General features: G+C 60.1%; 10 protein-coding genes and 1 riboswitch. Of the genes, 8 read left to right on the top strand and 2 right to left on the bottom strand.

Annotated elements, in window-relative coordinates:
• Positions 1–26 precede the first annotated feature (26 nt).
• Positions 27–104: riboswitch (SAM riboswitch) on the bottom strand.
• Between the two features lie 95 nt (positions 105–199).
• Positions 200–1042 (bottom strand): AAA family ATPase, encoded by an 843-nt coding sequence (locus tag PY650_RS01075; RefSeq protein ID WP_285877226.1) that lies wholly within the window; start codon positions 1040–1042, stop codon positions 200–202.
• 168 nt (positions 1043–1210) lie between these two features.
• On the opposite strand from PY650_RS01075, the gene PY650_RS01070 reads away from it, so the two are divergent.
• Positions 1211–3070, top strand: coding sequence for an ABC transporter ATP-binding protein/permease (locus tag PY650_RS01070; protein WP_285877225.1), 1860 nt, complete (start codon positions 1211–1213; stop codon positions 3068–3070).
• Between the two features lie 119 nt (positions 3071–3189).
• Here the strand turns inward: PY650_RS01070 and efp are convergent, their stop codons facing one another.
• The gene (gene efp, locus PY650_RS01065; protein ID WP_285877224.1) at positions 3190–3759 is read right to left on the bottom strand and encodes an elongation factor P; all 570 of its coding nucleotides are present in this window, start codon (positions 3757–3759) and stop codon (positions 3190–3192) included.
• A gap of 149 nt (positions 3760–3908) precedes the next feature.
• Here efp and epmA point away from each other — a divergent pair, with 149 nt between their 5' ends.
• From epmA to PY650_RS01030, 7 genes are all read left to right on the top strand, one after another.
• On the top strand, positions 3909–4973 hold the full coding sequence (gene epmA, locus PY650_RS01060) for an EF-P lysine aminoacylase EpmA (protein WP_285877223.1): 1065 nt from the start codon (positions 3909–3911) through the stop codon (positions 4971–4973).
• Entirely contained in the window at positions 4970–6022 is a 1053-nt protein-coding gene (locus PY650_RS01055; protein ID WP_285877222.1) for a lysine-2,3-aminomutase-like protein, read from the top strand. The genes epmA and PY650_RS01055 overlap by 4 nt, the downstream gene beginning before the upstream one ends.
• 358 nt (positions 6023–6380) lie before the next feature.
• The gene (locus tag PY650_RS01050) at positions 6381–6632 is read left to right on the top strand and encodes an acyl carrier protein (protein ID WP_285877221.1); all 252 of its coding nucleotides are present in this window, start codon (positions 6381–6383) and stop codon (positions 6630–6632) included.
• Complete coding sequence (locus tag PY650_RS01045) at positions 6632–7825, top strand: acyl-CoA dehydrogenase family protein (protein ID WP_285877220.1); 1194 nt, start codon at positions 6632–6634, stop codon at positions 7823–7825. Before PY650_RS01050 ends, PY650_RS01045 begins: the two co-directional genes overlap by 1 nt.
• A 5-nt stretch (positions 7826–7830) precedes the next feature.
• Positions 7831–8739: an amino acid--[acyl-carrier-protein] ligase gene (locus PY650_RS01040; protein ID WP_285877219.1), complete on the top strand. Its 909-nt coding sequence runs from the start codon at positions 7831–7833 to the stop codon at positions 8737–8739.
• A gap of 8 nt (positions 8740–8747) precedes the next feature.
• Positions 8748–9707 (top strand): DUF1839 family protein, encoded by a 960-nt coding sequence (locus PY650_RS01035; protein ID WP_285877304.1) that lies wholly within the window; start codon positions 8748–8750, stop codon positions 9705–9707.
• A 67-nt stretch (positions 9708–9774) separates the two neighbouring features.
• A complete protein-coding gene (locus PY650_RS01030; RefSeq protein ID WP_285877218.1) occupies positions 9775–12246 on the top strand; it encodes a glycosyl hydrolase 2 galactose-binding domain-containing protein in 2472 nt (823 codons plus the stop codon).
• Positions 12247–12254 lie beyond the last annotated feature (8 nt).

Raw genomic sequence — 12254 nt, 5'->3', positions numbered from 1 at the left:
AAAAACCGGCCGCGATCAGAATCGCTACCGGTCCGCACGCGGCCCTTTAGCGACTTTTTTAACGTGGCTGCAAGCCGGCCGGCCAAATCACCACGGGACAAATTCAATAGACCCGCGCTCCCTGTAGGTCAATGGGGCAAGCTTTGCGGAGCTGACGGCCGCGCTCTGATGTCGGTTGCCGCATACACATCCGGCTGCATCATTTGCCTTGCCCGCGCGCCATAAAGGCAAGACGCTCGAAGAGATGGACGTCCTGCTCGTTCTTCAGCAAAGCTCCGTGCAGTTTTGGCAGAGCGCTCTTTGCGTCCCCGCGCAGCGTAGCAGGATCGATGTCGTCGGCAACGAGGAGGCGGATCCAGTCAAGCGCTTCGGAGGTCGAGGGTTTCTTCTTCAGCCCCGGCACATCGCGAATCTCGAAGAACTGGGCGAGGGCGGCCCGCACCAGCGCCTGCTTGATGCCGGGATAGTGCACCTCGACGATTCGTGTCAGCGTTTCGGCGTCTGGGAAGCGGATATAGTGGAAGAAGCAGCGGCGCAGGAAAGCATCCGGCAGCTCCTTTTCATTGTTGGACGTAGTGATGACGATCGGTCTTACGGCGGCGCGGATCGTTTCGCCGGTTTCGTAGACGTGGAACTCCATGCGATCGAGTTCCTGCAGCAGGTCGTTCGGGAATTCGATGTCGGCCTTGTCTATCTCGTCGATCAACAACACGCATTTCTTCGGCGCCGTAAAGGCCTGCCAGAGCTTGCCTCGCCGGATGTAGTTCCTGACGTCGTTGACACGCGCATCGCCCAGTTGGCTGTCGCGCAGGCGTGAGACCGCATCATACTCGTAGAGACCCTGCTGCGCCTTGGTGGTCGATTTGATATTCCATTCGATGAGGTCGAGACCGAGGGCTGCGGCGACCTGACGGGCCAGTTCGGTTTTGCCGGTCCCCGGTTCGCCTTTCACCAAAAGTGGGCGTTCAAGCCGAATGGCGGCGTTGACAGCGACCATCAAATCCTTGTCGGCGATATAGTCTGCAGTGCCTTGAAATTGCATTGGAAGGCTTTCATCAATCTTTGGGGCGCAAGCTAGTCCTTGGCATTACTCGGTTCAAGGCGTGAAACGGTGTATATACCGAACGTGATCACGCTGACGTACCACGTGGATGGACATGTGAGCGGGTCATGATTAACTGAGGATTAAGTGCATTGCAGGGAAGTGTTGATGGCAGTTGAAACGCAAGCCAAGCCGAATATCGGGGGAGCTGACCAGGTCGGTTACGATTTGAGCGTCCTCTATCGGCTGCGGATGATGGTTTCCGCCTTTTGGAATTCCGCCGTTCGCGTCAAGATTATTTCGCTCACGATTGCGTTGTTCGTGATTATTTTGGTCACGGCCTATGTCCAGGTCCTGCTCAACAACTGGAATGCGCCATTTTATGATTCGCTGGCGCGGCGCGATACCGGCGCGTTCTTCCATCAGCTCGGCGTCTTCGGCATCATTGCCGGCCTGCTTTTGGTCCTCAACGTCGTGCAGGCGTGGCTTAACCAGATGGCTGCGCTTTATATGCGCGAGGGTCTCGCACGCGATCTCGTCGACCAGTGGCTGCAGGCCAAGCGTGCGCTCCGTCTTGCTTCATCCGGCCTGATCGGCGTCAATCCGGACCAGCGCCTGCACGAGGATGCACGCAATCTCGCCGAAAGCACGACGGGGCTGGCGATCGGTCTGGTGCAGGCGACGATCCTGCTGCTCAGCTTCATCGGCGTGTTGTGGGAATTGTCCAGCGGCATGGTCTTTAATTTCAAAGGAATGAGCTTTTCCATCCCCGGCTATATGGTCTGGGCGGCGATCCTCTATGCCGGTTCGGCGTCGTTCCTGAGCCAATTCGTCGGCCGCCGGCTGGTGCGGCTGAATGCCGACCGTTATTCCAAAGAAGCCGAGCTGCGCTTTGCGCTGATGCATGCCAACGAACACATGCCGGCAATCACCATTGCCGGCGGCGAGGAGAATGAGCGCCGGCGCATCAATGTCGATATCTCGGCAGTGCTCGCCGTTATCCGCCAGCTTGCCATCGCCAATACCAATCTCACCTGGGTTTCGGCCGGTTACGGCTGGCTTGTCCTGATCATTCCGATCCTGGTGGCCGCGCCGGCCTATTTCTCCGGCGGGCTGACTTTCGGTCAGTTGATGGTGGCGGTCGGCGCCTTCAACCAGGTCAATTCCGCCTTGCGCTGGTATGTCGCCAATTTCGGCCCGATCGCCGAATGGCGGGCGACGCTGATGCGCGTCACCGATTTCCGTCAGGCGCTAACGGAGATGGATGACGGCACGGTCATGCCGCACACCATCACTTTCGATCAGGCTGCGCCAGGCACGATGGTCTGGACCGACATGGAGATCTCCACCAAGACCAGCGAGGATGCCATCGAGAACGGCTTCCGCATCCGCGAGGGCACGGTGACAATCACCGCCGGCGAGCACATCATGATCAACGGTGATCACGGCGTGAACCGCAGATTGCTGTTCCAGTCACTGGCGCATCAATGGAATTGCGGCTCCGGCAAGATCAGCCTGCCGCCGATGGAAGACATGTTGTTCATGCCGCATACGCCTTATGTGCCGGGCGGGACGCTACGCGAAGCGATCTGCTTCCCCGAGGATCTGGATGCCTATGACGATGCCGCCGTCGAAGCCGCGCTGGACAAGGCCGGCCTCGGCCGATTGAAGAGCCGGCTCGATACGCAGGCGCGTTGGGACCGGCTTTTGGACAATGACGAGCAGAAGGCCGTCGCCTTCGCGCATCTGCTGCTGTCGAAGCCGAAATGGATCATCCTCGACGAAGTCATGGAGGGGCTGGAGCCGGATATGCAGGCCAAATTCTCGGCGCTGCTGACGGAATTCAGCGACGCCACCGTCGTCTATATCGGCCGCTCGGAAGCCTATGTCCAGGCGATGTCGCCGCGCGTCCTGCATCTTCAGGCGTTGGTGTCGCCCGAGGAGCACGAAGAGGTCGTCGCTGCGGCCGTGCCGCCGGCGGCGGCACCGGAGGCGACCCCCAAGAAGGCGAATGCACCGTCGCGTTAGTTTGCGGCGATGTCATGTAGGTCGTTGCAGCACCGAAGCGTCACGCGATCACCACCCAAAAATAAAAACGCTCCATCCGTGAGGATAGAGCGTTTTTCGCGAAACGATAGGCCGATCACTCAGTCCTTGGCGCGCTCGACGTAGGAGTTGTCTTCCGTTGCGATGACGACGCGGGTGCCGGCGTTGATGTGCGGCGGGACCATGGTGCGCACGCCGTTTGACAGCATGGCGGGCTTGTAGGAGGACGAAGCGGTCTGGCCCTTTACGACCGGTTCCGTCTCGGTAATTTCCAGCGTGACGTGGCGCGGCAGTTCGATGGCGAGCGGAACGCCTTCGTGGATCGACAGGATACAGGTCATGCCTTCCTGGAGATAGGCCTTCTGGTCGCCCATGGTTTCATTGTCGACGACGACCTGATCGTAGGTGGCCGGGTTCATGAAGTGGAAGCCTTCGCCGTCTTCGTACAGGTATTGGAAGTTCACGTCTTCGACGAAGGCGCGCTCGACCTGCTCGGTGGTGCGCCAGCGCTCGGACACCTTCACACCATCGACGATGCGGCGCATATCGACCTGCGTGACCGGTGTGCCCTTGCCCGGATGAAAGTTCTGAGCGGTGAGAACGACGTAGAGCTTGCCGTCGACGTCGAGAACGTTGCCCTTGCGGACTGAAGAGGCGATGACCTTGACCATAAGACTTCCTTGTAACTCGGCTTGTCGCGTCGTAGAGGACTGTCGAAATACACCTCGAGACGCAGCTATTATTTGCTTGGGGGCGCAACTACCCTAAATCAGCGGAAATAGCCACCCCATCCCTGGCGATCCTGAGAAGAAAGCGTGCAATGGAGCCAACGAGCAGCAAAGCGTCCCCCTGGTGGACCCGCACTGTCCACGCGGACCGGCGGCCGTTCCTCATTGGCCGCAATGCCATCCAGGCGGCACTGCGTCAGTTCTTCGTCCTCAACGACTTCATCGAAGTTGACACGCCGACGCTGCAGGTGTCGCCGGGCAATGAGGCGCATCTTCATGCCTTCGCTACTGAGGCGCTGACGACGGACGGCCAGAAGGCGCTCTTCTATCTTCACACCTCGCCGGAATTCGCCTGCAAGAAGCTGCTGGCAGCCGGTGAGGAGCGCATCGCCTGTTTCGCCCATGTTTATCGCAACCGCGAGCGCGGGCCGCTTCACCATCCGGAATTTACCATGCTGGAATGGTATCGGACGGGAGAGACCTACGAAGCGCTGATGGCTGATTGCGCCGCGTTGCTGGCGCTGGCGGCGAAGACGGTGGGAGCGAAGAAACTCAGCTATCGCGGCGCCGAAACCGATCCGTTTCTGACCCCGGAGCGCATCAGTGTCGCTGCCGCCTTCGATCGTTATGCCGGGATCGATCTGCTCGGGTCGATTGGCCTCGACGGATCGACGGATCGCGATCATCTGGCCGCCGAGATGCGTCGTGTCGGCGTACGCGTTGCAAAGGACGATCACTGGCCCGATCTTTTCAGCCGAGTGCTGGTCGAAAAAGTCGAGCCCTATCTCGGCTTCGGCCGGGTGACGATCCTTGACGAATACCCAGTCTCGGAAGCTGCCCTTGCCCGGCCTTCGGCGCGCGACCATCGCGTCGCCGAGCGCTTTGAGCTCTATGCCTGCGGCGTCGAACTCGCCAATGCTTTCGGCGAACTCACCAATGCCGACGAGCAGAGGCGGCGATTCCAGATCGAGATGGCGGAAAAAGAGCGCGTCTACGGCGAGACCTATCCGCTGGACGAGGAGTTTCTTGAAGCTCTTGCCGTCATGCCGGAGGCAAGCGGCATAGCGCTCGGCTTCGACCGGCTGGTGATGCTGGCGACCGGCGCTTCCCGGATCGAACAGGTGCTCTGGGCACCGGTTTCGGAGTTTGGTTCATGAATGTGATGCGTCCGATCAGAAATGTCGACGACCTCCAAGTGGCCGGTCTGATCGATGCCGGCGAAGCGCTTTCGTTGGAGGCGGTGGCGGACCGTTACGCCATAGCGCTCACGCCGGCCCTGGCAAAGCTGATCGACCGCGCCGATCCCGCCGATCCGATTGCACGGCAATTCGTGCCTGACGTGGCCGAACTCGTCGTCACGCCGGAAGAGCGTGCCGATCCGATCGGCGATCATGCCTATAGCCCTGTCGAGGGGATCGTTCATCGCTATCCCGACCGCGTGCTGCTGAAAGCCGTGCACGTCTGCCCGGTCTACTGCCGCTTCTGCTTCCGCCGCGAGATGGTCGGGCCGCAAGGGCTCGGGACGCTGGATGCGGCGGCGCTCGATTCCGCCTTTGCCTATATTCGCGATCATCGGCAGATCTGGGAAGTGATCCTGACGGGTGGTGATCCGCTGGTACTGGCGCCGCGCCGGCTTGAGGAGATGCTGCGGGCGCTCGCCGACATCGAGCATGTGAGGATCGTCCGGTTCCATACCCGCGTACCCGTCGTCGATCCGCTAAAGGTCGATGGAGCGCTGATTGAGGCACTCAAGGCGAGTGGCAAGACGGTCTATGTGGCGCTGCATGCCAACCATCCCCGCGAGCTGACCGCCGAGGCGCGTGCCGCTTGCGCCCGGCTCGTCGATGCCGGTATCGTCCTGGTCAGCCAATCCGTGCTGCTGAAGGGCGTCAATGACGATCCGGATGTACTGGCGGCACTGATGAAGGCTTTCGTCGAGACGCGGATCAAGCCTTACTATCTGCATCACCCCGATCTCGCCCCCGGTACCAGTCATTTCCGTCTGACGATCGCGGAGGGGCAGGAGATCGTTGCGGCATTGCGCGGCCGCATTTCCGGCCTCTGCCAGCCCACTTACATTCTCGATATCCCGGGCGGCCATGGCAAGGTCGATATCGGCAAAAAAACCGTCCGCGAGCTCGGTGAAGGCTGCTATTCAGTCTCGGACTATCGCGGCGGCGAACATATCTATCCGGTGGAGGGATAGGCTCGCGTGCGGTTTGTGTCGCGGCACCTGCTTCACGACGGCCAGGACACCGTATTTTGAGGAAATTTTCTAAAATATTTAGCGCGTTAACCCTATTACTAAGTGCCGCTCTTCTGCATTTCATCCCATGAAAATTTTAGAAATTTAAGATATTCCCGATTAAACGCCGGGTTGCATGGCTTAAATAGGGTAAATTTTATTTAGATAATCCTAAAAGATAAAGTTTTATTGCTAAGTATATCCGGGTTATATTTACCAAGTCGCTTAGCGGAATGTTCTATTTTTCCTGTTACTTCTGGGTTCAGGATAAGACGACTTAGCTGCCGTCATGTTTACGATTGCCTGGAGGGACTACAGAATGAATGCGACGATTCGCGATTTGCTGGCCAAGTTTGGTGCGCTTCCCGTTACGGTGGATCAGATTGCCGACGACGCCGATCTCTACGCGGTGGGGCTGTCTTCCTTTGCGTCGGTGCAGCTCATGCTCGGCATCGAAGAGGCTTTCGACATCGAGTTTCCCGACAATCTGCTGAACCGCAAATCCTTCGCCAGCATCGTCGCCATCGAAAAGACGGTTGCCATGATCCTGGACAGCCGAAAGGTGGCCTGATGAACGTCGCAGTCGCTCTGGTTGAAGCCGGAGCCGGTGACACAGCCGCTGTCCGCGCCGCGCGCGTAGCGGCAATCGCCGGCAAATATGCTGACGCAGTTGATTTCGAGGGACGGTTCCCGCGCGAGGCTGTGGATGCGATGCGTACCGAGGGGCTGCTGTCGATCCAGATCCCCGCCGATTTTGGCGGCGAGGGTGCGTCGATCACCGAAATAGCGGAGCTATGTTCGATCCTCGGTCAAGCCTGTGCGGCCAGCGCCATGGTTTTCGCCATGCATCAGATCAAGCTGTCGAGCCTGGTCGAGCACGGCGCCGGCAGCGACTGGCACCGCGAGTTCATGCGCCGTATTGCCAAGGAGCAACTTCTGCTGGCCTCGGCGACGACGGAAGGCGGCATCGGCGGCAATCTCCGCAACAGCATTTGCGCCATCAAGGTGGAAGGCGACCGCTGCTTCCTGGAGAAGGACGCGACCGTCATCTCCTATGGCGCCCATGCTGACGCGATCCTGATTACCTCGCGCAGCCATGCCGAGGCAGCCTCTTCTGACCAGGTTCTGACCGTGTTCCTCAGGGATCAATACACCCTTGAGCGTACCATCGAGTGGAACACGCTTGGTATGCGCGGCACCTGCTCCGACGGTTTCCAGTTCAAAGGCGAAGCGCCGGCAGTACAGATCCTGCCGAAGCCGTTTGCCGAAATTGCCGCGCAGTCGATGCTGGCAAGCTCGCATTTGCTCTGGAGCGGCGTCTGGTATGGCATCGCGGCCGATGCAGTGGCCCGCGCCCAGGCTTTTGTGCGCGCTGCGGCCCGCAAGTCACCTGGCTCGCAGCCGCCCGGCGCATTGCGGCTGGCGGAAGTTTCAAGCCTGTTGCAGATGGTCAAATCGAATGTTGTTGCCGGCCTGAAAGTCTATGAAGAGGCCAAGGTCGATGTCGACCGGCTCTCCTCCATGGCCTTCGCCGTCGCCATGAACAACGTCAAGATCGCGTCGTCTGAGATGATCCTGCCGATCATCAACCACGCCATGCTCATCTGCGGCATCATGGGCTACAAGAACGGTACGCCCTACAGCCTCGGTCGTCATCTGCGCGACGCCCATTCCGCTCAACTGATGATCTCGAACGACCGCATTCTCGGCAATACGTCGACCATGCTGCTCGTCCACAAACAAGATATTAGCCTATTAGGGTAATCGTCATGGATATGCAGACCTCGTTTCTCGACCGTCTTTTCGATTCCGGTCTTCTGATCGAGACCGGTGTTGACGGTCTCTATGGCCGCAGCGGCCAATTTGAAGACGTCATCGCCGCTTTCGAGCGACTGATCGATAAGTTCGGCGGTGCCGATGGCGCCGAAGCCATCCGGTTTCCGCCCGGCATGAACCGCGCCTTCTTCGAAAAGAGCGGCTACATGAAGAGCTTTCCGCAGCTAGCCGGCACCGTGCACAGCTTCTGCGGCAGCGAGCTGGATCATATGAGTCTCCTGAAATGCATGGAGGTTGGTGAGGACTGGACGAAGGATCAGGAAGCGACCGACATCGTGCTGACGCCGGCGGCCTGCTATCCGCTCTATCCGACAGTCGCCAAGCGCGGCCATCTGCCGGAGAGCGGCGCGCTCTTCGACCTGCAATCTTATTGCTTCCGCCATGAGCCTTCCAAGGATCCGGCTCGCCAGCAACTCTTCCGCATGCGCGAATATGTCTGCATGGGCACCGACAAGCATGTGACGGATTTCCGCCAGAACTGGATGGATCGCGGCGTCGAGATGATGAAGGCCGTTGGTCTGGACGTAACCATCGACGTCGCCAACGATCCGTTCTTCGGCCGCGCCGGCAAGATGCTTGCCAACAACCAACGCGACCAGAACCTGAAGTTCGAGCTGCTGATCCCGATCACCTCGACCGCCAAGCCGACCGCCTGCATGAGCTTCAATTACCATCAGGACGCTTTCGGCGCGAAATGGGGGCTGAACTTCGAGGACGGTAGCGTCGCGCATACAGCCTGTGTCGGCTTCGGCCTAGAGCGTATCGCGCTGGCGCTGTTCCACGCCCACGGCCTCGACATCAAGGAATGGCCCGAGAGCGTGCGCAAGCCGCTGTGGGGCTGATCGTCTCCATGGCTGTCGTCTTTCAGGGGCTGGATCCCGCCGCCTACAAGCCACATGCGTTGCACGACAGCGAGCGCATGTGGCCGGAAACCAATTGCTATATCGATCTCTGGATCGAAGTGCTTTCGAGCCTGAAACTGCCCCCGGAAGCCATGCTCGGCTTCACGGTGACGCAGGACTTCGAGGGCGATCAATTCACCTTCTTCAAGGTGCCGCTTGAAGATCTGGAAGCGCTCTACGGCATTCGCTGCACCGAACTGGCAATCTACGACAAGGTTCAGCACCATGTCGCCGAGCAGATCGGCCGTGGCCGGCTTTGCCTCGTCGAGATGGATTCCTTCTATATGCCCGACACCCAGGGCGTCGGCTATCGCCGTGAGCACGGCAAGACGACCGTCGCCATCAACAGATTGGATATGGAGGGCCGCGAGCTGGACTATTTCCATAATGGCGGCTTCTACCGGCTATCAGGCGAGGATTTCGACGGACTGTTCCAACTGCATCTGAAGGAAGACGATCTGCCCTTCCTGCCCTATACGGAGTTCGCAAAGTTGCCGGAGAACGCGCCAGGCGCGGCTGCCATCCGGCAGACGGCCACGCAATTACTAGCCTTCCACTTCCGTCGCCGCCCGGTAGCCAATCCCATTCGCGCCTTCGCAGCGGGTTTCACGGCGCAGGTGGAAGCGGTGGCCGAGCGGCCCTTCGGCTTCTTCCACAAATTTGCCTTCAATACGCTGCGCCAGTTCGGCGCCAATTTCGAGCTGGCCGGCAGTTATCTCGACTGGCTGTCGGTGGATTTTTCGGCGGTTGCCGGCGAGGCTCGGCGAATTTCGGAAGTGGCAAAATCGGTGCAGTTCCAGCTCGCCCGCGCCATCACCCGCAAGAAATTCGAACCCCTGCAGACGGCCCTTGATCCGGCTGCGGATGCATGGGATTCCATGATGGGGCTACTTGAACAGAAGCTTTAGTGGCACATGATCCTGTCCAAAAAGCTGCTTTGCACTTTTAGGATCATGTTTTGAGTCGGGAGATCCAATGCACGGGCGTTTGGCAAGTCTTGGCGGCGAGACGCTGCTGAGCGAAGGATGGAATCTGGTACTGACGGATGCGGGCGCCTGCGCCTCGCCTGCCGATGTGCCGCTTTCAGCCGGGTTTATCCCGGCGTCGGTGCCGGGCACAGTGGCCGGGGCGCTGGAAAAGGCCGGGCTTTTCAATCGAGAACATCCCCGTCCGCTGAACGACAGGGATGCCTGGTATCTTTGTCGTTTGGTCGACGCCGACCCCGGCAACGCCGTCTTGCGGCTCGGGGGGCTGGCGACACTCTGCGAAATCTTTCTGAACGGCAGAAAAATCCTCGTCTCCGAGAGCATGTTCGAGTCGCACGAACTCGCCGTTCATCTGATGGGCGGAGACGAGCTCGCACTATGTTTTCGCGCCCTGGAGCCGCGGCTTGCCGAACCAGGCCCTAGAGCCCGCTGGCGGCCGCAGATGATCACGCCGCAGGGGTTGCGCCTAGTTCGCACGACCCTGCTCGGCCACATGCCCGGCTGGTGCCCGGAAGTCCACGCCGTCGGTCCCTGGCGACCGATTTCGTTGCTGCGTTCGCATAGTCCCGTCATTCGCGACCTTTCGCTACGTCCGGACCTGCTGCAGAATGGAGAGGGCCGGCTTTATGCCTCGCTGTCAATCCAGGGACATATCGGCGAGATCGTACTTCGCTGTGGCGACGTCGAGCAGGCCTTCGAGAAAGACAGTGGCGGCCATTACACGGCGATAATGAAAATCCCCGGCGTGACCCCGTGGTGGCCGCACACCCATGGAACACCCTGTCTCTATGACGTTGCGCTGATCGTCGATGGTGTGGAACATCCGATCGGACGCACCGGTTTCCGCCGGCTCGCGGTCGATCGCGGCGCGGATGGTCAGGATTTTGCGCTTGTGGTCAACGGCGCGCGCATCTTCTGCCGCGGCGCCGTCTGGACGACGGCGGATATCGCCCGTCTGCCCGGCGGCCGTGAAGACTACGAGCCCTGGCTGCGGCTGGCGACGGACGCCGGCATGAACATGATCCGCATTGGCGGCACCATGGCCTATGAAACTCCGGAGTTCTTCCAGCTCTGCGACGAACTCGGCCTGCTGGCCTGGCAGGATTTCATGTTCGCCAATTTCGACTATCCAAAGAACGACAAGGCTTTCAATGCCCATGTCGAGGCGGAAGCGGCGCAGCTTCTTTCCGGAACACGCCTGTCGCCCTCGCTCGCCGTCCTTTGCGGTGGCAGCGAGGTCTATCAGCAGGCGGCGATGCTCGGCTTGCCGGAGCGGTTTTGGACAAGCCCGATCGTAGAGGAGATCATTCCGGCCGTCGTCAAGTCCATAAGGCCTGACGTTCCCTATGTCGTCAATTCTCCCTCGGGCGGCGCAATGCCGTTTTCCCCGAATGCGGGCGTGACGCATTACTACGGCGTCGGGGCTTATATGCGGCCGCTTGATGATGCGCGTCGCGCCGATGTCCGCTTCGCGGCGGAAAGCCTGGCTTTCGCGCATGTGCCGCAGGCCCGGACCTTGGCGCGGCATCTGCCGGTCCCCACAGTCCATAGCCCGCTATGGAAAGAACGTGTGCCGCGCGACCGCGGTGCTTCCTGGGATTTCGAGGATGTGCGCGATTATTATCTGAGCGAACTCTACGGCTTCGAACCAGGCCGGTTGCGGCGGGAAGATCCCGATCTCTATCTCGACCTGTCGCGAGCCGTTACCGGAGAAGTCGCGGAAGAGACCTATGCCGAATGGCGGCGCCAGGGCTCCGGCTGTAACGGCGCCCTCGTCTGGACGCTCCAGGATCTGCTGCCCGGCCCCAGCTGGGGCGTGGTCGATTCGACGGGCGAGCCGAAACCCATATGGTATGCGCTCCGCCGCGCCTTCAGGCCGGTACAGGTGTTGCTCACTGACGAAGGCACCAACGGCCTCGATGTGCATGTCATCAACGAGGGCGATGTTGCCATCGACCTCAATCTCGATGTGGTCTGCCTACGGGACGGCCGGCAGACCGTAGTCAGCGGCAAGCGGGAATTGTCGATCGAAGCGCGCGCCAAGCACAAGATCGGCTGCACGGACCTGTTCGGTGCTTTCTTCGACACGACCTATGCCTTCCGTTTCGGCCCGCCCTCGCATGATGTGACGGTGGCGCGTCTTACCGCGCGCGAAACCGGGGCGCTGATCGCTGAAGCTTTTTATTTCCCCTTGGGCAGGACGAAAGCCTTCCATGACGCTGAAATCACGGCATCCGTCTCGCAGCAGGACGATCACTGGTCCCTCGATCTGCGCAGCGACCGGTTGGCGCAATCGGTGCAGATCGATTTCGAAGCCTATCGGGCGGAGGATGACTGGTTTCACCTGCCGCCGGGGGTGACGCGGCGGTTGACGTTATACCGAAGAGAGGGTGCTCTGGTCGACGCCATCCCATCCGGCAAAGTCCGTGCTATTGGCGGCCGGCGGGTCGTCGAGGTCTGACTGAGGGT

Source organism: Martinezella calliandrae (assembly GCF_030272695.1).
Taxonomy (GTDB): Bacteria; Pseudomonadota; Alphaproteobacteria; order Rhizobiales; family Rhizobiaceae; genus Rhizobium; species Rhizobium calliandrae.
The sequence above is the reverse complement of the archived record's forward strand: the minus strand, read 5'-3'. Positions and strand labels throughout refer to the sequence as shown.